Annotated in this window: 23 protein-coding genes and 1 tRNA gene; 20 read left to right on the plus strand and 4 right to left on the minus strand. The window is 33.5% G+C overall.

The annotated features are described in order from the left end of the window. Positions 1–269 precede the first annotated feature (269 nt). The 8 genes from AAGD42_RS03100 (at position 270) to AAGD42_RS03135 (ending at position 12,154) form a co-directional block, all read left to right on the plus strand. On the plus strand, positions 270–1,547 hold the full coding sequence (locus AAGD42_RS03100) for an MFS transporter (protein ID WP_341750533.1): 1,278 nt from the start codon (positions 270–272) through the stop codon (positions 1,545–1,547). Between the two features lie 369 nt (positions 1,548–1,916). Beyond that, positions 1,917–2,750: an oxygen-dependent coproporphyrinogen oxidase gene (gene hemF, locus AAGD42_RS03105; RefSeq protein WP_410520946.1), complete on the plus strand. Its 834-nt coding sequence runs from the start codon at positions 1,917–1,919 to the stop codon at positions 2,748–2,750. Positions 2,751–3,091: 341 nt separating this feature from the next. Continuing rightward, positions 3,092–5,881 carry an alanine--tRNA ligase gene (gene alaS, locus AAGD42_RS03110; RefSeq protein WP_341753206.1) on the plus strand — a complete coding sequence of 930 codons (2,790 nt, stop codon included), beginning with the start codon at positions 3,092–3,094 and terminating at the stop codon, positions 5,879–5,881. Between the two features lie 182 nt (positions 5,882–6,063). After that, complete coding sequence (pal, locus tag AAGD42_RS03115; protein WP_341751002.1) at positions 6,064–6,525, plus strand: peptidoglycan-associated lipoprotein Pal; 462 nt, start codon at positions 6,064–6,066, stop codon at positions 6,523–6,525. Between the two features lie 253 nt (positions 6,526–6,778). After that, positions 6,779–7,219 carry a dUTP diphosphatase gene (gene dut, locus AAGD42_RS03120; protein ID WP_341753207.1) on the plus strand — a complete coding sequence of 147 codons (441 nt, stop codon included), beginning with the start codon at positions 6,779–6,781 and terminating at the stop codon, positions 7,217–7,219. A gap of 302 nt (positions 7,220–7,521) precedes the next feature. Then, positions 7,522–7,686 (plus strand): MerR family transcriptional regulator, encoded by a 165-nt coding sequence (locus tag AAGD42_RS03125; RefSeq protein ID WP_341753208.1) that lies wholly within the window; start codon positions 7,522–7,524, stop codon positions 7,684–7,686. Positions 7,687–7,724: 38 nt separating this feature from the next. Next, positions 7,725–8,654: a DNA (cytosine-5-)-methyltransferase gene (locus tag AAGD42_RS03130; RefSeq protein ID WP_341760783.1), complete on the plus strand. Its 930-nt coding sequence runs from the start codon at positions 7,725–7,727 to the stop codon at positions 8,652–8,654. 254 nt (positions 8,655–8,908) lie between these two features. Continuing rightward, the gene (locus tag AAGD42_RS03135) at positions 8,909–12,154 is read left to right on the plus strand and encodes an FAD-dependent oxidoreductase (protein WP_341753210.1); all 3,246 of its coding nucleotides are present in this window, start codon (positions 8,909–8,911) and stop codon (positions 12,152–12,154) included. 225 nt (positions 12,155–12,379) lie between these two features. Here AAGD42_RS03135 and rplI read toward each other — a convergent pair whose 3' ends face one another. Genes rplI through rpsF form a run of 3 tightly spaced genes read right to left on the minus strand, consistent with a single transcriptional unit; the run spans position 12,380 to position 13,624 of the window. Next, positions 12,380–12,931 (minus strand): 50S ribosomal protein L9, encoded by a 552-nt coding sequence (rplI, locus tag AAGD42_RS03140; protein WP_341753211.1) that lies wholly within the window; start codon positions 12,929–12,931, stop codon positions 12,380–12,382. 13 nt (positions 12,932–12,944) lie between these two features. After that, positions 12,945–13,229 carry a 30S ribosomal protein S18 gene (rpsR, locus tag AAGD42_RS03145; protein ID WP_341750523.1) on the minus strand — a complete coding sequence of 95 codons (285 nt, stop codon included), beginning with the start codon at positions 13,227–13,229 and terminating at the stop codon, positions 12,945–12,947. Positions 13,230–13,249: 20 nt separating this feature from the next. Continuing rightward, positions 13,250–13,624: a 30S ribosomal protein S6 gene (rpsF, locus tag AAGD42_RS03150; protein WP_341750522.1), complete on the minus strand. Its 375-nt coding sequence runs from the start codon at positions 13,622–13,624 to the stop codon at positions 13,250–13,252. Between the two features lie 480 nt (positions 13,625–14,104). Here rpsF and AAGD42_RS03155 point away from each other — a divergent pair, with 480 nt between their 5' ends. The 6 genes from AAGD42_RS03155 to AAGD42_RS03180 all read left to right on the plus strand — a co-directional run bounded on the left by AAGD42_RS03155 (position 14,105) and on the right by AAGD42_RS03180 (position 18,344). Further along, the gene (locus AAGD42_RS03155; RefSeq protein ID WP_341753212.1) at positions 14,105–14,815 is read left to right on the plus strand and encodes a winged helix-turn-helix domain-containing protein; all 711 of its coding nucleotides are present in this window, start codon (positions 14,105–14,107) and stop codon (positions 14,813–14,815) included. Positions 14,816–14,942: 127 nt separating this feature from the next. After that, positions 14,943–16,178 (plus strand): multidrug effflux MFS transporter, encoded by a 1,236-nt coding sequence (locus tag AAGD42_RS03160; protein WP_341753213.1) that lies wholly within the window; start codon positions 14,943–14,945, stop codon positions 16,176–16,178. A gap of 6 nt (positions 16,179–16,184) precedes the next feature. Then, entirely contained in the window at positions 16,185–16,379 is a 195-nt protein-coding gene (locus tag AAGD42_RS03165) for an ATP-binding protein (protein ID WP_341760766.1), read from the plus strand. Between the two features lie 147 nt (positions 16,380–16,526). Continuing rightward, positions 16,527–16,603, plus strand: a tRNA-His gene (locus tag AAGD42_RS03170). 116 nt (positions 16,604–16,719) lie between these two features. Continuing rightward, positions 16,720–17,211, plus strand: a complete 492-nt coding sequence (locus AAGD42_RS03175) for a hypothetical protein (RefSeq protein ID WP_341753214.1) — start codon at positions 16,720–16,722, stop codon at positions 17,209–17,211. Between the two features lie 347 nt (positions 17,212–17,558). Beyond that, positions 17,559–18,344, plus strand: coding sequence for a DnaA N-terminal domain-containing protein (locus tag AAGD42_RS03180; protein WP_341753215.1), 786 nt, complete (start codon positions 17,559–17,561; stop codon positions 18,342–18,344). Between the two features lie 687 nt (positions 18,345–19,031). Here the strand turns inward: AAGD42_RS03180 and AAGD42_RS03185 are convergent. After that, positions 19,032–19,622: a hypothetical protein gene (locus AAGD42_RS03185; RefSeq protein ID WP_341753216.1), complete on the minus strand. Its 591-nt coding sequence runs from the start codon at positions 19,620–19,622 to the stop codon at positions 19,032–19,034. Between the two features lie 330 nt (positions 19,623–19,952). Between AAGD42_RS03185 and AAGD42_RS03190 the strand changes: the two genes are divergently transcribed. The 6 genes from AAGD42_RS03190 to AAGD42_RS03215 all read left to right on the plus strand — a co-directional run bounded on the left by AAGD42_RS03190 (position 19,953) and on the right by AAGD42_RS03215 (position 26,361). Beyond that, a complete protein-coding gene (locus AAGD42_RS03190) occupies positions 19,953–20,354 on the plus strand; it encodes an Rrf2 family transcriptional regulator (RefSeq protein WP_341753217.1) in 402 nt (133 codons plus the stop codon). Between the two features lie 362 nt (positions 20,355–20,716). Further along, positions 20,717–21,832: a cysteine desulfurase family protein gene (locus AAGD42_RS03195; RefSeq protein WP_341753218.1), complete on the plus strand. Its 1,116-nt coding sequence runs from the start codon at positions 20,717–20,719 to the stop codon at positions 21,830–21,832. Beyond that, positions 21,825–23,081: an IscS subfamily cysteine desulfurase gene (locus tag AAGD42_RS03200; RefSeq protein ID WP_341753219.1), complete on the plus strand. Its 1,257-nt coding sequence runs from the start codon at positions 21,825–21,827 to the stop codon at positions 23,079–23,081. Before AAGD42_RS03195 ends, AAGD42_RS03200 begins: the two co-directional genes overlap by 8 nt. Positions 23,082–23,256: 175 nt before the next feature. Beyond that, a complete protein-coding gene (locus AAGD42_RS03205) occupies positions 23,257–24,102 on the plus strand; it encodes a DUF2000 family protein (protein WP_341753220.1) in 846 nt (281 codons plus the stop codon). Positions 24,103–24,302: 200 nt separating this feature from the next. Continuing rightward, a complete protein-coding gene (locus AAGD42_RS03210; RefSeq protein ID WP_341753221.1) occupies positions 24,303–25,283 on the plus strand; it encodes an Rpn family recombination-promoting nuclease/putative transposase in 981 nt (326 codons plus the stop codon). Between the two features lie 40 nt (positions 25,284–25,323). Continuing rightward, complete coding sequence (locus tag AAGD42_RS03215) at positions 25,324–26,361, plus strand: Rpn family recombination-promoting nuclease/putative transposase (protein WP_341753222.1); 1,038 nt, start codon at positions 25,324–25,326, stop codon at positions 26,359–26,361. Positions 26,362–26,486: the final 125 nt, after the last annotated feature.

The following is a 26,486-nucleotide window of genomic DNA, read 5'->3' on the forward strand; positions in this document are numbered from 1 at the left end:
ATAGTAATGATTTTACAAAAAAAGATCAAGCAATAGATAAAATAAGTTGCTAATTATTAGATAAAAATTAATTATATAGTAACAATTACGTTACTACGAAACTAAAGGTTGACAAAACTGCAATAATATGGTAAATAAGGTTATGATATAATTGGTTGTGTAGATTTTTTTAAAGATACTTACCACAAGAAAATAAAATTATTTTACGCTTTATAAGTTTGTTAAGTTGTCTATAATCCGATTTAATTAAATTTATTGATAAGATATAGATGAGCAAACCTAAGTCCGTTTTTTTATCAGCAATTTCAGGAAATATACTAGAATATTACGATTTTACAGTATACTCAGTATTCTCACTAACGATTGGTCGTACGTTTTTTCCTGGAAATTCAGAATTTATACAAATAATGTTAAGTCTCTGTGTATTCGCAGTAGGATTTGTTACTAGACCAATAGGTGGCATATTTTTTGGTTATGTTGCAGATAAATATGGTCGTCGTATCTCCTTGATTATTTCTATGCTTGGTATGACTATACCAACATTCACTATGGGGTTAATCCCTTCTTATTCTAGTATAGGAATTTGTGCACCTATAATATTGATTATAATGCGTCTCTTACAAGGTTTATGTATTAGTGGCGAAGGTGCTGGAACGGCTATTTTTATTCTAGAGCATCATCAAAATTTACGCCCAGGTTTTACGGCTGGTTTAGTAAATGGTTCAAACATTGCTGGTACATTAATTGCTACTCTTGTAGGAATTATTATTGAGCAATATTTTCATCATCTTGACTTTGCCTGGCGTTTCGCGTTTTTATTAGGTGGAGTTCTGGGGTTAGTTGGCTTTTATTTACGCCTTCGTGTATCAGAGACTCCCATTTTTAAAATGTTAGCTGAACAGAAAAAAACTTTAAAAGCTCCTTTTATCAACGTAGTAAGGACAGCTTGGAAGGCAATGTTTTTAACATTTTGTATTGGGGCAGTTGCTAGTAGTATCACATATTTAATAAAAACTTATACCAATGTGTATTACCGCGATGTTATGCATTTTGATAATACAACTGCCCTTATTTATTTATTATATGCCAACTTTATAGCAATGATATCTATGCCATTATTTGGTGGATTAACTGATATTATGGGAAAAATTAAGGTGCTAGTTTTAGTAAGTATAGCAGGCTTAATACTAATTTTACCTACTCTATTATCTATGTCATTACCGTCCATATGGCAACAAATTTTTGCTCTAACTATCTGGGGTATTCTTGGTGGGTCAATAGCTGGAACAGCCTATAGTGTCATTATAGTGTTATTTTCTCCTGAACAAAAATTTTCTGGGGTAGCTTTTAGTTACAATTTGGGTATTGCCATGTTTGGTGGCACTTCTAGTGTTATTTCGCGTTGGCTTGTTGAAGAAACAGGCTTGTTTTATGCTCCTGCCTTTTATATTATAACTATTTATAGTATATTTTTAGTTATCATTTATTTTATGAGGAATGAAATAAGACGATTAATTAAGGCTAATAGCTACAAGAGAGATATTTAAAAATTGCATAAAAGTATAAGGCATCTATTAGAGAGGAGTGTGAAAACCGCACGACGAAATAATCTATAGGATAAGTTTCATGGATTGCCGCACTCACGTACGTTCGCTCGCAATGACGTATACATCTATAACTCGTCATTGCGAGGAGACCGTAAGGTCGACGAAGCAATCTAGTTCTAGTTACTTTCGTGGATGCTTCGTCGCTACTAAGCTAGCTCCTCGCAATGACAGCTGTTGCCAAGTGACTCCTCGCAATGATGCCTGGAATATCTAAAACATTAATAGGTTAGCTATATAAAGAAATTATTTTTTAAAAAAGTCTTAGTGGAAGAAATTTTTGGAGTATACTCTAACATGGTTTGAAAAATTATGACAACTAATAAAAAAAAGGCGGCAATATGGTTCACAAATTTACGTGATCAAGTATGTAGCGAATTAGAGAAAATTGAGCTTGAGTATAGCAAAGCAAGAGGTTTAGCACCCGCAAAATTCATACAATCCCCCTGGGATAGAAAAAGCGGTGGTGGTGGAGTAATGTCTATAATGCGTGGCAACTTATTTGAGAAAGTTGGGGTAAATATTTCTACAGTTTTTGGAGAATTATCTTCAGAATTTAGTAAAAATATACTGGGTACGGAAAATAGTAGGAAATTTTTTGCTACTGGTATTTCTATCGTTGCTCACCTTACTTCTCCATTAGTGCCAGCAGTACATTTCAACACCCGCTATATTGAAACTGCTAATCGTTGGTTTGGCGGTGGTGGAGACCTAACGCCATTTTATCCTGATAAAAATGAGACGGCAAGATTTCACACTGCTTTTAAACAAGCTTGTAATAAATATGATCCAAGTTATTATCCTAAATTTACAAAACAATGCGATGAATATTTTTACTTAAAACATCGGAATGAACCAAGGGGAGTAGGAGGTATATTTTATGATTATTTAAATACCGGAGATTTTAACAATGATTTTTCTTTTACTAAAGATGTAGGACAAGCATTTTTAACAGTATATCCTGAAATTGTTAGAACAAAAATGCTTCTACCCTGGAGCAAGGAACAAAGAGATTATCAATTAGTACGTCGAGGTAGATATGTTGAGTTTAACTTACTATATGATCGTGGTACATTATTTGGTTTAATGACAGACGGTAATGTTGAAGCAATATTAATGTCTCTGCCTCCAGAGGTACGCTGGTAGCCTATAATTTTTCAGAAGAAAGCATTGTTAAAAAAGATAAGATATACGTGAGCATTCACAGTTTTTTTGCTGTTTTTTTATGATGAATAAAAAATCTATTTGCCAAGTGTCATTGCGAGGAGTCGCTTTGTGACGACGTGGCAATCCAAAAAATGATCAGGAATGGATTACTTCGACTACTACGTAGTCTCGCAATGACGTCTTGTACTTTTTTCCGTGAATGCTCACAGATATACTTAATATGTGACAATGCAGGACATCACATAATTTGAAAAATACAGATTTTTCAGTATATATATTAGGTTCTGTTGACAAAATATTTTTCCAAGGATCATTTACTCATGACTAAACTTACCACTGAAGAAATTAGAAGTAAATTTATAAGTTATTTTGTTGAAAATAATCATGTACACGTTCCAGCTAGTTCTCTTATTCCTCATAATGATCCTAGTTTAATGTTTGTTAATTCTGGGATGGTACAATTTAAAAACGTTTTTACCGGTCAAGAAAATAGAAATTATCAAAGAGCGGTTACTAGTCAGAAATCACTACGGGCTGGTGGCAAGCATAATGATCTTGAGAATGTTGGTTATACTGCAAGACATCATACATTCTTTGAAATGTTGGGCAATTTTTCTTTTGGTGATTATTTTAAGGAAGAAGCAATATATCATGCTTGGAATCTTTTAACCAAGGAATTTGCTATAGCTAAAGAAAAACTATATGTAACGGTTTATCATACTGATGAAGAAGCAGCTACATATTGGAAAAAAATTGCTAATTTAAGCGATGAGCGAATTATAAAAATAAAAACCACTGATAATTTTTGGTCAATGGGAGATACTGGACCTTGTGGACCATGTTCAGAAATTTTTTATGATCATGGAGAGCAGATACAAGGCGGGTTGCCAGGAACGCAAGAGCAAGATGGTGATCGCTTCATTGAGATTTGGAATATGGTCTTTATGCAATTTGAACAAGTCGATAGTGATACTAGGATTGAATTGCCTAAAAAATCCATTGATACCGGTATGGGGTTAGAGCGTATTAGTGCTGTGATGCAAAATGTCTATAATAATTATGACACAGATTTATTTAAGGAAATAATCGCCTATACCGAGAATATAGTAAAAGTTAAGGTAGAAGGAGAGGCTAAGTTTTCTTACCGGGTTATTGCAGATCATTTACGAGCTTGTGCTTTTTTAATTAGTGATGGCATCATGCCCTCAAATGAAGGTAGAGGATATGTACTTAGGCGTATTATGCGTCGGAGTATGAGGCATGCCCATATACTTGGTAGTAGCGAACCTTTAATGTATAGACTGCTTCCTAAATTAGTAGAGATTATGGGAACAACTTATCCCGAACTGAGAAGGGCTGAGGATTTTGCCAGTAATATCCTGGAACAGGAGGAAATAAGATTTAAAGCAACTCTTGAAAGAGGTCTTAAATTACTTGATGATGAAACAAACCATCTTAGTAAAAATTCAGAGCTTTCAGGAGAAATAGTTTTTAAATTATATGATACATACGGCTTTCCTGTCGATTTAACTGAAGATATATTAAAATCTAAACAAATCTCCATTGATCTTGATGGCTTTAATAATAAGATGCAAGAGCAAAAAGACAGGGCAAGAAAATCTTGGTTAGGTTCGAATGAATCTAAAACAGATAAGATGTGGTTTGATATTAAAGCAGAATTTGGTAGCACCGAATTTTTGGGTTATTATTTGAATGAGGCGGAAGGTAAGATATTAGCTCTCATTAAAGATAATAAATTAGTTGATACTATAGAAACTAATGAGGAAAGATTTATTTTAATTAGTAATCAAACTCCTTTTTATGGGGAATCTGGTGGACAGATGGGGGATATAGGTTATATCAAATCTAGCAACAGTAAAATTAGAGTAGTAGATACTGTAAAATATCTTGGTTCAATAATTGCTCATATATGTATTTGGCAGGAAGGAACCAACATTAAGGTTGGAGATAGTGCCGATTTTGCTATTGATGTCAAATATCGTAATAATTTAAGAATTCATCATTCGGCAACTCATATATTACATGCAGTATTACATCAAGTACTTGGTAAACATGTAACGCAGAAAGGATCGTTGGTAGCATATGATCGTTTACGTTTTGATATTAGTCATATGGCGGCATTAACCCAAAAAGAAATTATCTTGATAGAAGATAAAGTAAATCAGATTATTACTGATAATTCAAAAGTTACTACAACATTAATGTCAACAGACGACGCTATTAAAGCAGGGGCTATGGCTTTATTTGGTGAAAAATATGATTCTGAAGTACGGGTGGTAGGGATGAATTCGCTTGAGTTATGTGGTGGTACACATGTTACTAGAACTGGTGATATTGGGATGTTTAAAATTACCAGTGAAAGTGCTATTGCAGCTGGCGTTAGAAGGATAGAAGCGGTTTGCGGTGAATTTGTCTTAAAGCTAATTAGGCAGAATGATGCAATGATTGAAAATATATCTACCGCCTTAAAAATAGGTAAGAATGAACTTATTGATAAAGTTAATAGTCTAATTGCTAGTAAGAAACAATTAGAAGATCAGTTAGTATCTCTGCAGGTCTCGATGCTTGATTTGAATATTGAACAGATTGCCAAAGAATCAGTCAATGTATACTCGAATGATTCTGCGAATTGGAACATAAAACAAGGGGTGAGCGAGCGGAGCGTAGTAAACCTACGTGAGCACGCGAATACCCCGCAGTTTTGCGGAGCCAATTCGCAGGAGCAGAAGAGTATAAAGTTTGTCTACAAGCTAGTACATAATATAGATAGTAAAATATTACGCTTATCTGCTGAACGAATAGTTGATAAGTCTGATAATCTTGTAGTTATATATATAGCTATGCCGGAAAAATCTAAAGAGGTTAGTGGTAGCACAGGGCATAATGCTTGCAAATTATCGATTACAGTTGCTGTTAGTAAAAAAATCAGTGATAAGGTTCATGCTGGTAATTTGGCTAAAGAAATATCTATATTCCTTGGCGGTAGTGGCGGTGGTGGTCAAGCGAATATAGCTCAGGCAGGTGGTGCAGATGTAAGTAAACTAGGAAAGTTACCAAACATGATAAAGGGGGTGTTATCAGAACTTTAACGGATTAGATATATGGTATTTCTGACACAGATACTAAAGAGTTTAAAATGTAATATTAGAATAATTTTATGCTTTTAAGTAGTGATATGATAGTATATAATGCAGGCAATGGGTGTTTGACAATTTTTTGTTAGGCAAATGTAAATCAGTAGCTTATTTAATAATTTAAGGAGTTTGTTATGATACTAAAAAAAACCACAATAGCTTTTTTGGCACTATTTATGCTTTCTGGGTGTGGTGCAAAGAAAAAACCGATAGATACGGGTATAACTAATGAAGTTGAGGAAAGTTCTCTAGCTTCTGATTTTGAAAGACGTGCTGGTGACAGGGTATTTTTTGCTCTTAATAAATCAGATATTTCACCTCAAACAAAAGAGCAGCTAAATAAACAAGCTGTTTGGTTAAAAAGTCATCCTAAAGTAACAGCCATTATTGAAGGGCATTGTGATGAGAGAGGCACAAGAGAATATAACTTGGCGCTTGGTGAGAGAAGAGCAGAGGCTGTTCGAAAATACTTAACTACTCTAGGAGTTGAGAAAAGCAGGCTTGATACTATCTCTTACGGTAAAGAGAGACCAGCTGTTGATGGTGATAACGAAGCAGCTTGGGCACAGAACCGTAGAGCTGTAACTTCTGTAAAATAAGGTATGTTAAATGATTTAAAGAATTGGAACTAAACAAGAACCAGTTCTTTAGAACAGAAAAATATAGAAAAGGGTCAGCATCTTTTTGTTGACCCTTTTCTATTATCTTTCAATAAACCTCTTTTATGTGATTAATAAGGGGTGACAGATTTTTAGAACGTACAAAGTTCCCTTTGCTGCTATCAAATTACACCTTTGTTAACAGTAATTATCTTTTATCTAAGATTTAAAAAAAATAAAAAATATTATCTTTATGAACATTAAAGTTAAAAGATTAGAACATTCTGTAGACATTTTGCCTGGTTATGCTACCCAGCAAAGTAGCGGTATGGATCTAATAGCAGCAAATATTGAGCCAATAACTATAAAATCACAAGAAGTAAAGTTAGTACCCACAGGAATTTGCATAGCTTTACCTACTCATTTAGAAGCTCAAATCAGACCAAGGTCAGGTTTAGCACTAAAACATGGCATTACTGTACTAAATTCACCTGGTACAATTGATGCCGACTATCGTGGTGAGATAAAAGTAATTTTAATTAATCATGCTAAGGAGGATTTTATAATTGAACGTGGCATGAAAATTGCTCAGATGGTTATTGCTAGATATGAACAGATATTATGGGATGAGGTGGATTTGTTAGATGAAACATCTAGAGGTTCTGGTGGATTTGGTTCGACTGGAAAATTTTAAGTTATACTAGGCTCTGTGAACAAAATGCTTGATATTGTTTATGATTATATAATTTATGGTCGCGGTCGCGACCGATAAACTATATATTTTGAATAAGCTCTTTTATACTCGAATGCTCTGAAGAATGAAAACGATAAACAAGGGAGGCGAACACAGCATAGTAAATGTTGTCTCTCTCATGCAAATGTCCAGCCGTTTTGCGGAGCCAATTCTTTAAAGCATTTGAGTATATTGAGGTTACTGATTGACATTAACCATGATTTATATAATATAGTAACCTATACATATGAAAGGGTTACTATATGTCTAATGAACATCAACTCCATAATACTAATTCTCTAATTACTATTGCAGGGGCTAGTGCTTTGTTAGGAGTATCGTTGGATACTATCAGAAAGTGGGAAAAAAAAGGGCTTGAAATAAAAATAAACATCGTTTTTTTCAATCTGAAGAATTACAGAGACTAAAATCAAAATTATCCGGGAATAATAATATAGGATTCAAAATATTACAATCAGAAAGAAAAACCAATTTTCAAGTTTTAGAACTATTTGCTGGTGCCGGTGGTTTAGCTTTAGGATTGCATAATTCCGGTCTTAAAGGTTCTCTTTTTGTAGAAATAGATAAAAATGCAGCTGATACATTAAAAACTAATATGCCAAGCTGGCATGTTATTAATGATGATGTAAGTAAAATATGTTACAAGAATATTTATGTAGATATTTTAGCTGGTGGATTTCCCTGTCAAGCTTTTAGTTATGCCGGTAAAAGGCTTGGTTTTGAAGATATACGCGGTTCTCTGTTCTTTGAATATGCAAGAGCAATAGAACAAATAAAACCTAAAATTATACTAGCTGAAAATGCTAAAGGACTGGAAAAGCATGACGAAGGTAGAACATTATCAACTATGATTCATATTCTAAGTCAATTAGGGTATCGTATCGCTTATAAAGTTCTAAGAGCACAATATTTAGATGTAGCTCAAAAAAGAGAACGATTAGTAATTATAGGAGTAAGGAACGACTTATCATGTTCTATTATATTTCCTAAAGAACAAGATTATACTATTAGTATAGCTGAAGTGCTAAAGGATGTTCCAATATCTGATGGTCAAACTTATACTGCTCAGAAAAAGAAAATAATGGAATTAATACCAGAAGGTGGATACTGGCGAAATTTGCCTGATGTTCTACAAAGAGATTATATGGGTGCTAGCTATCATCTAAGTGGTGGTAAGACTGGAATGGCAAGAAGACTTTCTTGGAATGAGCCGTCCCTAACTTTGACTTGTAACCCTGCACAAAAACAAACAGAACGATGCCATCCGTCGCAGACGCGTCCTTTAACAATACGCGAATACGCTAGAATACAGAGTTTTCCAGATTCTTGGAAATTTGTTGGTTCAAGATCCATCGCAATACAAGCAGATTGGTAATGCTGTGCCTGTTAATCTTGCATATCATATTGGCAGATGCCTTGTGGCAATGCTAGAAAATTATTTTGATCCTCTTAGCATGACTATTTTGCCTGAAACGCAGATTTGAAGAATTTTTTTATAAACTCATCGTTTTGCCCTGTATTAATTTTGAATTCTGGCTGTAAGTTTGATATGATGGTTGGGATTATCTCAAATAAATGCTATTCGGGTTAGCATATGTGAGCCTATAAAACCATAATTAGAATTACGGTATGACACTTGTCCTTGGTTTAAATTCCGGTTTAGACTTTGTTGATTTAAACAATTTACAAGGTCTAAGAAAATTAGATGAAATTTTTTTAAATTTCTTGCAGAATCATAGTTATTCTCTCTATCAAACTATTTTATCATTAAGAACTAATCCTGAGCAAGTTGATCAGCAATATTACTCAGATTTTTTATTAGAAATTTCACCTATTTTTGATGATTTTCTAGCTGAATTATTTGCTATCGAGCAAGAAATAGCAAATATAAGACTTAGCCATCAAGAGTTTGATATAATTTACGAATGTAAGAGAAAGTTTGTTCAGCGTGTTGCAGTAAAAAAATATCCTTATGAGAAATTGCAAGAGATTGATTTTGCTAGTGTATCAAATTCTCTAGAAAAACTTCTGAAAGTTGGATGTCACCCTTGCGAGAATGACAAAAGTAATTTTACGAATAAGTTTGCTCGTCAAGTAATGGAATGGCAATTAGATGCTGAAAAATATGCTTTTGAGTTAGATATAGCAGCAAAATATGCGGCTTTTATGGTTTATAATAACGTTGAAAATCAACTATTTTCCCTACCCCAAAAAATAGATAAAGATAATCTAATAGACCATGACAAGGTAGCTAAGTATAGAAACAATGCAAGAATAGGATTTGATTATTTAGATTCTACATCCAATCTAGATGTGGTTTTAAATAATACTCATTATTGCATCTATTGTCATAAACAGGAAAAAGACTCCTGTTCTAAAGGGTTATTATCAGCAATATGCTCAAATCAGAAGAGTATGCTGTCAAAGTCGGGATGTCCGCTGAAGCAAAAAATCTCTGAGATGAATTATGTAAAATCAAAGGGATTTAATCTAGCTGCCCTTGCTATTATTATCATTGATAATCCAATGGTAGCTGCTACTGGTCACAGAATTTGTAATGATTGTTCCAATGCTTGCATCTATCAAAAGCAACAAGCTGTGGATATTCCTCTTGTTGAATCTAATATCTTAGAGACTACTCTGCTTCTGCCTTATGGGGTAGAAATATATTTATTACTTACCAATTGGAATCCGCTTAACATTTTTGCTCCTTTACCAAATCTTCCAACTAATTATAAGGTTTTAGTAGTTGGTCAAGGACCAGCTGGCTTTAGTTTAAGTCATTATTTATTACGGGATGGGCATGATGTAGTAGCCATAGATGGTTTAAAAATCACCCCATTGCCTTTTGATGTTAACCAGCCTATTAAATATTGGTCTGATTATAAAAAAAACTTATCAGAGAGAATACCAGGAGGTTTTGGTGGAGTGGCTGAATATGGTATTACTCCAAGATGGGATAAAAATAATTTGACGATATTACGTCTGATGTTACAAAGAAATAGTCGGTTTAAACTTTTTGGTGGTGTAAGCTTAGATAGTAATATAACTATGGAGCAGGTATTTCATTTAGGATTTGACCATGTTGCCTTGTGTACCGGGGCTGGTAAGCCCAAAATCGTTGAGATGAGAAATTTTCTTGCAAAAGGTGTTAGAACAGCTTCCGACTTTCTAATGACCTTGCAATCAGGAGGAGCTTTTTTAGAGCAATCTATCACTAATTTACTTATCAGGATGCCTATTATCATTATTGGTGGTGGATTGACCGCTATTGATGCAGCAACTGAAAGCTTAAATTATTATAAATTACAAGTAGAAAAGTTTCTAAAGAACTATCAGTTATCAGTTGTAAAGAATGGTAAAAAGCACACAGAGCAACATTGGACAAATGAGGATAGATTAATAGCTGAAGAATTTATTTTGCATGCAAAATTATTTAAGCAAGCACAAACTAGACAATCTATCAAGCAAATCCTAGACGAATTAGGTGGAGTAACAATTTGTTATAGGGGTAAATTAAAAGATTCTCCTGCCTATAAGTTAAACCCTGAGGAAGTGATGTATGCTATGGGGGATGGTGTAAAATTTGTTGAGGATATGATACCTTTAGGTATTGATGTTGATCAGTACAACTATACCCAATCGATAGAATTTGATAATTTAGGTGTAAGAAAAAAATTTAAGGCACGAACTGTACTGATGGCAATAGGTATCGATAAAGAGGTAGTAAATAATCATTTAGAAGATATAGTCAATTCAGGAGAATTTGGGGCTAGGAGCGATGGAGCGACGCCAAGTAATAGGCGAGCATTGAGCGACAACGTCCCCAATTTCTCATCAATTGACTATAATGTAACATATTTTGGTGATTGTGATCCTTTATACTCTGGAAGTGTGGTTAAAGCCATAGCAAGTAGTAAAGAAGGGTACAAAAATATCGGAGAAAAACTTACCCAAAATAGCCCAATTTTTCCTGGTAGTTATATAGATTTCTTTGCTAAATTAGATTATCTATTAATGAGTCGTATTGAAGAGGTTAATATTCTATCTGATAAGATAGTAGAGCTTGTAATACATTCTCCTCTTGCTGCTAAGAATTTTCAACCAGGGCAATTTTTCCGTTTGCAAAATTATTCTAGTGATATTGCAAAAATTATTGAACCTTTGGCTATTGCTGGAGCTTATGTTGATTCAAAAAATGGGTTAATTCATTTGATAGTTTGGCAAAGTGGTAAATCAAGTAATTTATGTAGATATTTATCGAAAAATGAGCAGGTAGTACTAATGGGGCCTAATGGTAAGCCAACTGAGATATTGAAAGATAGCAATATAGTTCTTATTGGAGGAGGGGTTGGAAATGTGGTTTTATGCTCAATAGCCAAGGCTCTTAAAAATAATAATTGTAAAATTATATATTTTGCTGGTTATAAAAATTTACAAGATAGATTTTATCAAGAAAAAATTGAAGAATCAGCTGATATAGTAGTTTGGTGTTGTGAAGAGGGGATTTTATCAAAAAATCGGTCGCAAGATATTAGTGTTAAGGGTAATTTGCTGTATGCTATAATGGGGTATTGTTCTCTCTGGGATAATTTGGCTATAGATAGGATAATAGCCGCCGGTGTTTCAGAAATGATGCAAGCTATAAGAGATATAAAAGATGATTTTTTTGGTAAAAAACCCCAACTAATAGTAAGCATTAATTCTCCTATGCAATGTATGATGAAAGGCATTTGTGGGCAATGTATTCAAAAAATTACAGACAAAAATAGATATATTTTTACTTGTGCCTGCCAGGAGCAAGATGCAAAAATAGTCGATTTCACAGGGCTTAAGAGTCGTTTAGAACAAAATTCTCTGCAGGAAAAACTATAGCTAATCTTTCCTTATGGTATATAGAGCTTGTCCGCAAACTAAAATTAATTGGAATGAAAACGTAATTTTTTTGGCTATGAGTTGATTACTTCTTCGTAGGACACTTACTTCTATTACTTAGCTTTTGGACAAGCTATGAAGAGTGGAAGCAAATTTCAACGAAAAAATAATTACCAACTAGATTGACTTATACAGGAAGCCTCTTTTCAAAACTAGTCTCTAATCTTATATTGCTTCATCGTTAGGAGTAAAATTTTCTTGTTGATCAAAACTCTCAAGAGGACTAATAGCATCTTGCTTGTTGCTCCTTGCATAATCTTGTGCTTCAGATTCTGATCGTGCCACAATTACTGTTATGTTTGTGCTAAGATCAGCGTGCAATCTGACCTCTACCACAAATACACCTGTTGATTTTATCGGCTTGTTAAGAATGATATTTAAATGTGATATTAACTGTGAAGAAGTCTTAGATAAACTTTCGGAAATTTCTTTATTATTCACTGAACCAAACAACCGACCATCATCAGAAGACTGTCTAATAAAGACCAGTTCTTTACTACTTATGATATTATTAATAGCTTCTGCCTCAGATCTTATTTTTAGGTCTTTTTCCTCAAGATCATGTTTTTGAGTTTCTATGAACTGTTTATTAATCTCTGTTGCCCTAATTGCTAATTTCCTAGGGATAAGATAATTACGAGCAAATCCTCTTTTTACCTTAAGAATTTCTGCAATTTTCCCGAGCTTTCTTACGGGTTTAATCAAAATAACTTCCATTTTATTCCTCTGCTCAAACTTGAAACACAAAAGGTAACAATGCTAGAATTCTAGCAATTTTTATAGCATTTTTCAGTTTTCTTTGTTTTTTGGCACATACATTGGTGATCCTGCTAGGTAGCATTCTACCACCCTCCGATACAAATTTTATTAACAAGTCAGGATTCTTGTAATCAATTATTGGAGCATTTGCAATAGAGAGAGGGCAACCTTTACGTTTTCTAAAAAACACCCTTTTATTGGTTCTATCAGCCATTCTAGTCATTGACTTGGAGTCAGTAGCATCATTTTCAAACATTTTAATCTTTTCCAATTTTATTATATTGAGTCTTTATTAATTGTTACATCCACTATTTCTTCATGGTCTAAACTTTTACTTCTTAAAATCGGCGAAGGTTCAATACTTATTGAATCAACATTTATATTAATAAACCTAATAATATTTTCGCTTAGCTTCATTTTCCTTTCCATTTCAGTTATTACTGAAAAGTCAGTTTTAAGCCCCATAAAAACATAATGTCCTTTTTTGTTATTACCAATTTTATAGGCTAAACTTCTTAAACCCCAATATTCAGTTTTAACAACCTCACCATTACTATCTTCAACAATTTTAGTAAAATCATCGGTAATTTTATCTACATCAGCAGACGAAATATCTTGCCGTATGATAAAAACTGATTCGTAAAAAGCCATATATAAGAATCTCCAGCTACAAAATAAAGTTATTTATAACAACAAAAAACATTTAATTCAAGTGTTATCTTTACTATAAGGCATAATTAATGAATCTCTAAAATATCTCTAAATAATTGCATAATTACAACCGTTTTCTACGGTCTGTAAACAAATAATTAAATTAGTAGACTTATGTTAATAAATTTAGTAGAAATTTATTAATTAATTCGATAATATTGCACTTTAAAAAGTTAAGTTTAATATCATTACAATAATTTACAATAATGTAACATTAGACTCTTGCATAACTAAATTATACTCTTTTGCTTTAGAATTGGTTTCGCAAAACTTTGGAGGTTGACGCACTTTACTTAATAATTATGTATATGTCGTCTTAACACACTCACCTTTTGTTTATGCTCCAATTTTTCAAATAATTTGGATATACAAGAAAAGGAGTTAGTTATGCCTAAAATCTTCATTTAATTAGTATTTAAAATGTTTGATAAATTACCACCTAGAATTCTTATTATAGAATCAACTAAAAGCATTAACGCTTCTTTATCTAATGTTATAGAGAGAGCATGGTTTAATCTTATTAGGGCTAATACAGTAGAAAAGGCTATATCTTTTTCTACTACAAATCCCCCTGATGTCATTATTATTGATTCGATAGTACAAGATAAAGTTGCTACAGATATAGCAATTACAATAAGAGAAATTGACGGCTTGGCAAAAGTACCAATAATTTTTTTGTTACACCCTGGCGAGTCTCCGTCTAACTACACTTTAGAAGATAACAACTTTGTTGCTTCTCTCATAAAACCATTCACGTCAGATCAACTAATGCTCTTAATAAGATCTTTATTAAGACGCTCTAATTTGATTTTACAAGATAAAGTTATAAAATACAAAGAAGTTACTATGGATCTTACCACCTATAAAGTAACTAATAGCGGTCGGATAATTCGTCTAGGACCAACAGAATTCAAGATTCTACAACTTTTCATAAAATCACCTAAAGTAATATTTTCCCGTCAAGATATTCTAGACAAAGTGTGGGGCAAGGATACGATTATTGACCTGCGTACTATTGATGTACATGTAAATAGAATAAGAGCATCTATAAAAAACAAAGAATCTGAAATATTTATAAGAACAGTTCGTTCTACAGGGTATTGCCTTGATTTACCAGATATTCAGGATTAAAGTAAGAAATTATCAAAAATTTCTCATATAATTCTTGCAAAAGATATACAACTTGCAATTTTAAAAACTTGGTGTAATGTTCTGAATATTTTAATATATAAAAGTACAAACCAATAGATTAGTTGTTATGAAATCAGATAAAATTAAAAACACCCTCATTATACCATTATACATTATTATATTAATTATTGCAATACCGATACTAAGCGAAACTATTTATACCCCCTCACTTCCTAGCTTAGCCAAGGATTTAGCAATTAGTGCTAATTTAGCTGAATATACCCTTACTATTTATTTGTTTGGTTTTGCTGTTGGGGTTTTACTATGGGGTAACTTATCTGATTCTTATGGACGTAAGCCTTGTCTACTTATAGGATTTTTGATTTACGCCTTATCATGCTACATTTGTTATCTAGCAGATAATATAAATATGTTACTAGCTGCAAAATTTATGCAAGCTTTTGGGGCTAGTGTTGGGTCAGTATTAGGACAAACCATAGTTAGAGATGCAATAAAACCGCAAGATCGTGGCAGGATATTCTCAACTATAAGTATTGCTATGGCTTTTGCTCCTGCTACAGGGTCAATGATCGGTAGTTTGGTAATAAAATTTTATCATTGGTCAGCTGTATTTCTTGTATTAATCGTAATGGCAATATTAATTATGTTGTTAGTATCAGCTAAACTTCCAGAAACTAACCAAAATCTAGAGACTAAACGCTCGATTATTATATTGTATAAAGAATGTTTTAATAAAATGATCAGAGATATAAGATTGCTCGGTTTCGTATTTTTAATTGGAGCAGTAAATGGTATTGGATTTGGCTATTTTGCTGAAGCACCTTTTTATTTTATCTCAGGACTAAATATGGCAGCTTCATCATTTGGTATGATAGCATTATTTTTATGTATTCCTTCAATTTTAGGTGGGATGATATCTAAAAGGATGCACAAATTGCAAATAACATCTGACAATATTATTTTTGCAGGTATTAAACTTATGTGCTTAGGAGCTCTGCTATTCTTTTCATCTAGTTATTTTGGTCTAATTAATAAAGATGATGTAACAGTATCTGTATTACAAACTTTATTATGGATGAGCATGATTAATACTTGTGCCATGATGGTAATGACCAATTGCTTTAGCCAAGCTTTGGAAAATTATGGTCAATTTGTTGGCACGGCATCTTCACTTTATGGTTTTATGTATTATGTAATTGCAGCAGGCTTTACAATATTAATGGGACATATGCATGACGGAACATTGATACAATTACCATTATTTATACTGATCATTGCAATTAGCATGATGTTAGTGTTTTATATTGCCATTAATAAGCAACCAACAGAAAAGAATAGTTAGGGGCTGTTGGCAAAATTATATGAACAGTCGTCACTGGTTATAACGACACATTATTTGAGATTTGAAAAATGGGGAGATATATTTGGTAATCCTAAGGCAACAAAGACAATTATCGACAGGATAACCCATCGTTGTCAAATCATAGAAACTGGTAATAAAAGTTTTAGAGGAGGAAAAAATGTAGATTATTGTATTAATTAAAAATTATCAAGAATTTTAACTAAAATTAACTGATTTTTTATGTGGTCAGGGGGACAAAAAATGATTGCAATTTACAGTTATCGACAGTTAGTTATAAATATACTTGACTTACAGGTAATAATAATTTACTTTAACGCAGGTTATATGGCGGATGTAGCTCAGTTGGTTAGAGCATCAGATTGTGGATCTGAGGGTCGCGGGTTCAAGCCCCGTCTTTCGCCCCACCTTCTCAAGGTTTTATAACTTCACTCAAACATTTTTATTTTGGTTTTCCAGTAAAACTCCCCAAAATTGACCTACAAAAAGGTCTATTTTTAACCGTTTTTCACGGGGAGGAAGTATGACAAAATCATTAACTTTTTCCGATAGCTTAGTTAAAAATCTAGATACTATTTTCTATAATATAGTCGGTAATTTCGTCCCGCCTGAATGGCGAAACCTTACCAATAATTGTGGTAAGCAATTAAGTAAGACTTCCCGTCAGCTCCTGTCGTTGATAGTTTCTCGTCTACAGTTTTATAATAAGGATAAGCAAGTAGAAGAATTACAAGAAGGTTATCATTTCTTCGAGAAAGAACTAGGAGTTTGCCAAAAACGGGTTGCACAATGTCTAAGAGAATTACAAACAAGTGGGTTCATTCATCACACTTTAATTACTACAATCAAATATAATATAAAATGCCGCAATATTTTATGTATCAAACTCCTTAAGAAATTTATAAATTTTCGTAAAGCTAACGATAATTCTTCTCACTTTAATCACATAAATAATCGATCTAGCCATAAAAAAATTTTCACTCAACTGAAAAAGAATTTTCTCCACTCAATATAATAGATAATAATATATCTATATCTTTATCTAGATATAAAAAAAATGGAAAAAATTGTGGACAAAGTTTACCAAAAACTGAATCAATTGAGGAGCAAAGCTTTAGTTTACCTCCTGAGGTAACGATAAGCTCAGTAAGTGAAACGTTACCTTACAATTCCCCAGACAGTAATTCCGGCGACGCATCTCCAACTGATGATGAGTCAGACTCAGATTTCGATTCAACAGGCGGAGCTTCAGGAAATAGCAGAGAGCAAGAACCAAGTAGGGAATCATCAAGTTGGACTAGCAATCTTGCCAACAAGGTTAAAAGCTGGTATGCATCTAAGAAGCTAGAGGAGTTTTACCCATTGACCAAAGAAGATGGGGCTTTGTTAAGAATGAGAACAGGTACTGACTACGAGTTGAGTTACATTAACAAGCTGTTGATTCACCTTAACAAGAAATATCCTAATCGTCGCTTTCCCTGCAAGCAAGCAGTACTGAATTACATGAAAATAGCTTTGATTTATGAACTGCGTAAACCAGCTTTGGTAAATAACGATAATTTTAACTTCATGGACGCTGCTACCAGAGCAAGTGAGGCTCGTTTGAGGGCGGTAGAAGCAAATCAAGACACTTCGGAACTATGGCAGTTGAAACGCAAGATTGTTGGAGCTTTTGAGTCTGATACTGCTGATAAATTACTGACTAGTTGTCGTTTTTTTGGAGTATGTGACGATAAATACCAGATTGATTTAGCAGATATCTCTTTGTCAGAAACTGATAAAGACACATTGCTTAATCAAGTGCAAGAGGTATATGGCAAGCAGGTTGATCTATTGCATATTATTAGCAAAAACACCACTGCCACTAGCAATAAATCAGCATCAATTTATTCAGGGCTAAGCCAACTAGACCCAAAGTCAGTATGGTATAAAATAAGGGAATATTTGTTAAAGTTATGTGGTGAATTCATTGATAAAACCTGGTTTAGCCAATTAGAAGCAATAGACGAAGATGTGAGTAGCAAGAAGATCACTCTTAAACCATCCAGTGCCTTTATTGGGGATTGGATTAAGAATAATTACTGGAGAGATTTAAGAGAGGCTTGCAGCAGCCAGAATTTTACTTTTGAGTTACTGCAAGTCCGATAGAATGGCAACGATATAAAATATGGCAAATGGAACAAAAGACTAATTGTATTAAGCGAAAAAAGAATGATTACAAAGAAGTTAATAATAATCAAGAGTTAGTTAATGAGGGTTGAAACAGCCATAAAACTAGCCATGGAAATTATTAAGACTTAGAAAACTTGATAGTAATGCGTCTTATAAGTGTACGAGTCTTTGATTGTGAATCATAAGGCACACTCTAAACTACTAATTTATAGCTATTTTGCTGAGATTTTTAGCAATTTTTGTCACTTTTTTACATTTTTTGACAAAAATTGTCCGCGAAATCACCCGGGGGTACCCGCGTCGCAAAATGGGGCATAGGGGGCATTTCGCGAAAATTTTTTTGAGGTAATTAGTCACTTGTTATTAAAAATTTTCACTTTTTTTAGTTTTTATTTTACAAGGATTAGCATTTTTATATTACTTGAATAAAAATTTAATAATAATATAAAAAATAGAAAATAAGCTATTGACAACAATTGCTAGTTATAATACTATGCAAAACATAAGAGGAATTTTAGTGAATCAACTGGCAAAAAACCTGGAAGTCAGGTATAATAGAGGTGTAGTCAATTCAGGAGAATTTGGGGCTAGGAACGATGGAGCGACGCCTATAAGTAATAGGCGAGCGACGAGTGACGACATCCCCAACTTCTCATCAATTGACTATAAATCATTGCCATCCAAATTAGAACCGGTTATAGGTACAGTATCCAAAGTAGTATCCAAAATTTGCAACGGCTCTGCTATATTAGATGGAACTGTTTTTTCTGGTAATTTCTTATCGCCTATATCAATATTAGATTCTTGTTTTTCAGGAATATCTGTTATATCGATAATCTTTTCTATAGATTCTTGGTAAATAGGAGTTTCTACGAATTGCTTAAAACCAAGGAAAGCAAACAACACCTCTTCTTTAATTAAAGATTTGTCTATTTCTGGTGTTTCGCTAAAAAAAGCATTAAAATCTTTTGTCTTTAAGCAATCCAGACCATATTTAATTGCTGCTATCCAAGTTTTGAAAGACTCATTAATATCACAATTACCATAATTACTGTTTAGTATTACTTGGAGTTTAGTTTTCAGTACATCAAAGGCTTCTATAAACTTGTCTGTATCAGGTTTGCTGTGTTTGTCTAGATAGATATACGCTTCGTGTTTTGTCTCATCACTGTCGTTGCTGGAATCAGAAAGATTTTTTCTCTGTATTTGATACTGTTCGATCAGCTGATAAGCAGCACAAAAATACTTAGCCAACTCTAATATGCTAGATTCTTTGATTTCCTCTACTGACTTTTTCTCAAATTCTGCTCGGACATCTTCTAAAGGGGCAAAAACCTTCCAAAAGCTTCTTTTTGCTCTTCTGCTGTTTCATAATTATCTTGATTCTTAGACATGTGTTACTCTCTATTTTAAAATATTATAATATGATTATTGATTTATTAGTTATCACAGGCAACCTCCTAATAAGTAAAGTTTAGTTACCAATTTCGCTACTGTCAATTGGATTTTTTTTTTGTTAATATAATACTTGACTAAATTAGTAGGATATTATAAGATATATGCTATAATGGTGGAGTCGTTTGTATGCAATTAACTACAAAAGGGCGATATGCGGTGATGGCAATCTTAGAAATTGCATCGCAAATGTCGAATATGCCTGTTACCTTGGCTAAAATTTCAGCAAAACAACATATACCGGTTAATTATTTGGAGCAAATTTTTGCAAAACTGAAGAAAGCTAACATAGTTAGATCAGCTAAAGGTCGAAAAGGTGGTTACATCATTAATGAAAAATTAGATAAAATCAAGATTGCTAATATTATTGATGCGGTAGATGAGAATATCGAAATGACCAGATGTTTAGGGAAATCTGGAAATAGTTGTGTACCTAATAAAGTGCAATGTAACGCCCATCATTTATGGTTGGGTTTGAGTCGGCATATAAGGGATTATTTTGATACTATCTCGATAGCTGATATGCTTTAGGTATACTCGATGAAAATCAAGAATTGCGTTGTCGTTATTCAAGACCTGTGGTACTCACGTACTAAATGTACGCTCCGCTCCTCGGCTTGAATACTCCTAGCACTTCTTGATTTTGATCTTCGTCTACCAACTTTTCAAATGATTAGGAGCGTATATAGTCAAACTAAATTCCCTATATAGCTAACCCGATTAGCTATATTTCCGTCATTGCGAGGAGGCGTAAGCCTGCGAAGCAATCCATTTCTACTCGTTTTCTGGATTGGTTCGTTGCTACTAAAGTAGCTCCTTGCCATGACGTTGTGAACAATAACTAATATAAAAATTATTTTTTTACAACTTTTGTATTAGTGGGCTGAAAAATTATGTTATATTTAGATCATAATGCTACTACTAACATTCATCCTAAGGTTAAAGAGCTGATGGAGAATTTGATGAAAGAGACCTATTATAATCCGTCTTCTATTCATACAAAGGGGCGTTATGCTCGAAGTTTAGTAGAAATAGCTAGGCAGCAGGTTGCCAAATCTGTTGGAGCTGATATAAATTCTAGGGAATATCAGGTAATTTTTACTTCCTCTGGTACAGAGAGTAATAATTTGCTGATGAATAATTATTATGATGGAGAAATTTTTGTTTCTAGTATAGAGCATTTATCGATCTTTGATCACACTAAATATCGGGATAATATTAAAATTATCCGCGTTGATAGTGATGGCATTGTTGATATTGAACATTTAGAGCAATTATTATCAACTAGTCAAGCTAGTAAAAAGCTAGTCTCTGTGATGTTGGCTAATAATGAAAGTGGTGTTGTACAAAACATACAGCAGCTAGTTAAAATTGCCCAAAAATATGGGGCGGTATTTCATAGTGATTGCGTGCAAGCAGTTGGCAAAATACCGGTCAATATTAAAGAACTAGCTGTTGATTTTGCTACTATATCGGCTCACAAATTAGGCGGAATGCAGGGTAGTAGTGCGTTGATTGTTAAGGCAGGAAATACGCTTAAAGCGATGATGATTGGCGGAGGGCAAGAGAGGAATATTCGCTCAGGTACAGAAAATGTACTGGCAATCGCCTCGTTCGGACTTGCATCATCAATAGTTACTAATGAGCTAGAAGATAGATATAATAAAATGAAGAAATTACAAACATATTTGGAGCAGAATTTACTCAACTATAAAAATGTTAAAATAGTGTCAAAGAATGTTGAAAGACTACCTAATACTACCTTGATGATTGTGCCAGAAACTGATGCACAAACTAAGTTGATAGCTTTCGATTTAAGGGGTATAGCGGTTAGTTCCGGCTCTGCCTGTTCATCAGGAAAAGTTGGTAAGTCACATGTGTTATCTGCTATGGGGGTTAGTGAGGAAGATGCTAGGTCTTCGATTAGAATCAGCTTCGATTATCAACAAACTATTGAAGATGTTGTGACATTTATTAAAGCGTTTGAAGAAGTATACTCAAATGGATAAATTAGAAGAATTAAGACAACAAGTAAAATTAACTGGTAAATCGTTGCCAATTTATATGGATTATCAATCAACAACCCCTATGGATACAAGGGTTCTAGAATGTATGTTGCCATATTTTATTACTAAATTTGGTAATCCACACTCTAGGAGTCATTCCTTTGGTTGGGAAGCTGAAGAAGCTGTAGAAATGTCAAGAAAGAAAGTGGCAAGGCTTATTGGTGCTGATTCTAAAGAAATTGTTTTTACTTCTGGTGCTACTGAATCTAACAATTTAGCGATAAAAGGTATTGCTAAATTCTATGGTAGTAAGAAAAATCACATAATAACAGTGATAAGTGAACATAAATGCGTTTTAGATGCTTGTCGGCATTTAGAAAATGAAGGGTTTAAGGTAACGTATTTGCCAATTCAAACAAATGGCTTGATTGATTTACAGCAATTAAGAAATGCCATAACCGACCAAACTATGCTGGTATCGGTGATGGCAGTAAATAATGAAATCGGTGTTATTCAGCCAATTAAAGAAATTGGTAAAATTTGTCGGGAATTAGGCGTATTTTTTCACTCAGATATTGCCCAAGGATATGGTAAAATTCCCATAGATGTTAATGATTGTAACATTGATTTGGCAAGTATTTCTGGGCATAAAATTTATGGTCCCAAAGGTATTGGAGCTTTATATGTAAGAAAAAAACCTAGGGTACGATTAGTACCAATTTTAAATGGCGGTGGGCAGGAAAGAGGTATGCGTTCTGGAACTCTCCCAACTCCTTTAATTGTTGGACTCGGGGCAGCAGCTGAATTAGCTCTATCGGAAATGTCACAAGATGCTAAGCGGGTAGAAGAGCTTTTTGATAGATTTTATAATAATATTACTAAACAAATTGCTGATGTCTATTTAAACGGTGATATGCATAAGAGATATAAGGGAAATTTAAATTTAAGTTTTGCTTATGTCGAAGGGGAGTCAATGATATTGGCTATTAAGGATTTAGCCGTTTCATCCGGCTCAGCTTGTACCTCATCTTCACTGGAGCCATCATATGTGTTAAGAGCTATGGGGGTTGACGAAGAAATGGCTCATACATCAATTAGGTTTGGTATTGGTAGATTTACCACTAAAGAAGAAATAGATTATGCTGTAGAGTTAATAAAGTCAAAAATTAACAAATTAAGAGAACTGAGTCCTCTTTGGGAGATGGTTCAAGAAGGTGTTAATTTAAAGCAAATTAAGTGGGCAGTACACTAGACCTCTTGCAAAACTCTACTTCTTCTGCTGGTAATTTGTACGTCGATGCGGTACTCGAATCCTCACGTACATTTAGAGTACGCTGCGGTTCGAGGTGAAGCGTTTCCTCCAAATCTTTGCTCATAAGCGAGTTTTGCAAGAGGTCTACTGACAAATTTAATATTAGAGGTATAAAATGTCAAAGTTAAATACACTATTTTCAGTTTTAAATAAAGATATCCCATTCGGTAAATCATTAAATGCTTTGGGTCATATGTCTCTAGGGATGGGGCATAGATTCCCTGAAGGGAAGATGCCTGCTGTGGAAGTACATTTTGCAGATAGTGATTCAATACGTAAAGTAAGAGAGGAATGTCAATCCCGGTTAGGGTCTGTTTTTTCTGATTTCACAAATACAATGACTGAAGGTACGGCTGAAGATCAATTGAAAAGAACAACAGAAACACCTGTAGAAAGTTTACAATATTATGGGGTTACTATTTGTACAGATGCTGATACAGTGGAAGAAATTAAGGCGATACTAAGAGGAAATGATAAAATTTTATCTGGATACAAACCATTCCATTCTACTCCTGAACAAAGAAAGTTTGAGTATATAGATCAGAGCGTCAGTTCTGCGCCTCATAAAGTGTCAATTGTAGCAAGTAAACAGCTATCTCCTGCTAAATTAGTAAATTTAGTACCTATAGCTGCCATAGAAGTAGGGAGAAAAGCAGATACCTCTTCCTTGAGGTTACTAGAATTTAATGATGCTGGTGGGGGAAAGCATTCAGGGATATCATATCATCCGTTTACAATTTTAACTGCTAAGAACCAAAGTAAACTTGAAATAATGGCAGAAAGAATTTCTACCAAACATGGTGTGGTCTCAATGTCATTCAAAGAAGAGGAACTTACTGTTCTTTCTTGTGCTTTTAGTTTAAAAGAACTGATAGAGGATTGTATAGATAGAAACAGCAACTCATTGCTAAATAAAGAAATAACGGAAAGTGATTTTATTGCTACTAAAATCAAGGGATAATAAGCAAATGGATGTTAGTTATCCACAAATATTTTATTAAGGGTACCACCGTCATTGTGAGGAGGCATAGCATTCCTGTCATTGCGAGCCACCGTAGGTGGCGTGGCAATCCATTTCTAATCATTTTTATGGATTGCCACGACCACTACGTGGTTTTGCTAATAGATGTGGGTAAGGTGAATATATAAGTAAATTTTATTATGACTCTAGACAAGCCAAAACATGACGAAATCTTTCGCAAATCTATGGAGAATCCCATAGTTGCTCAAGAATTCTTGGCAACTCATTTGCCGAAGGATGTGCTGGCTTTAATCGATAGCACAACTGTAAAATTAGAAAAAGATAGTTTTATTGAGCCAGACCTTTCTGAAACTATTTCTGATGTATTATTTTCTGTTAAGTTTAATGATCAGGATGGCTATATTTTTTTGCTATTGGAACATCAAAGTACTATTGATAAAATGATGGCATTTAGGTTATTTAAATATATGATTAATATTTGTGATCTATATTTAACTACTAATCCTAAAACTAAAAGCCTTCCATTAATTTATCCCCTAATAATTTATAATGGCAAGAAGAAATATAACGCATCGCTCAATATATGTAATTTATTTAGCCATCCAGATTTAGCCAGAGGCTTTTGGACAAATGATTGTCAGCTTATTAACGTACATGATATCCCCGATGAAGAACTCAAGGAAAAAGTATGGTCTGGGATTTTGTTATTTTTCCTCAAACACATCCACGAACGTCAATTACTGAAAAGATGGCAAGAAATCTCTCATCTCTTGCCTAAATTGAGTAAAATAACAATAGGCTATGACCATATAAGAAATCTATTACAGTATACTTTGATCTTTATTGAGCAAAATGATAAAATAGAGTTAGAAAAAATATTAAAAAATAGTTTAACTAAAGAAAAAGGAGAAGAACTTATGCCTAGTATAGCTCAAGTATGGAAAGAAGAAGGGATTCAAATCGGGCTACAGGATGGTATCAAAATCGGAGTACAGGATGGTATTAGAATCGGAGAAGTTAGAGGAGAAGATAAAGGTAGAGCCGAGGGTGAAGCTAAATTAATAAAAATGATGATAAACAATGGTAGCTCTATTGAAGAAGTAGCGAGAATTACTGGACTATCTATTACTAAAATCAATGAATTACTGAAAGTACAGTAAGTAATGAATTATTAGATTAGCTATATAAGCAAATTTTATTATGACTCTAGACAAGCCAAAACATGACGAAATCTTTCGCAAATCTATGGAGAATCCAATAGTTGCTCAAGAGTTTTTGGCAACTCATTTGCCGAAGGATGTGCTGGCTTTAATCGATAGCACATCTTTAAAATTAGAAAAAGATAGTTTTATTGAGTCAGACCTTTCTGAAACTATTTCTGATGTATTATTTTCTGTTAAGTTTAATGATCAGGATGGCTATATTTTTTTGCTATTGGAACATCAAAGTACTGTTGATAAAATGATGGCATTTAGGTTATTTAAATATATGATTAATATTTGTGATCTATATTTAACTACTAATCCTAAAGCTATAGTCAATTCAGGAGAATTTGGGGCTAGGAGCGATGGAGCGACGCCTATAAGTAATAGGCGAGCGACGAGTGACAACGTCCCCAACTTCTCATCAATTGACTATAAAAGCCTTCCATTAATTTATCCCTTAATACTTTATAATGGCAAGAAGAAATATAACGCATCGCTCAATATATGGAATTTATTTAGCCATCCAGATTTAGCTAGAGGTTTCTGGATCAACGATTGTCAGCTTATTAACGTACATGATATCCCAGATGAAGAACTCAAGGAAAAAGTATGGTCTGGGATTTTGTTATTTTTCCTCAAACACATCCACGAACGTCAATTACTGAAGAGATGGCAAGAAATCTCTCATCTCTTGCCTAAATTGAGTGAAATAACAATAGGCTATGACCATATAAGAAATCTATTACAGTATACTTTGACCTTTATTGAGCAAAATGATAAAATAGAGTTAGAAAAAATATTAAAAAATAGTTTAACTAAAGAAAAAGGAGAAGAACTTATGCCTAGTATAGCTCAAGTATGGAAAGAAGAAGGGATAGAGATAGGGTTACAGGATGGTATTAGAATCGGAGAGGCTAGAGGAGAAGCTAAATTAATAAAAATGATGATAAAAAGTGGTAACTCTATTGAGGAAGTAGCAAGAATGACTAGATTATCTGTTACAAGAATCAATGAATTACTGAAAGTACAGTAAATTGGTGCTTATTAGCAAGGCATTACTTTAGTAATAATGCCTATGTATAGCATAATACCTTAAAATTTTTGTTATTTTCATAATAATAAAAAAAATTGTAGGGTATGAAAAAAAATAAGCAATAT

Origin of the sequence: Candidatus Tisiphia endosymbiont of Dioctria linearis (genome assembly GCF_964026545.1) — a bacterium.
Lineage (GTDB): Bacteria > Pseudomonadota > Alphaproteobacteria > Rickettsiales > Rickettsiaceae > Tisiphia.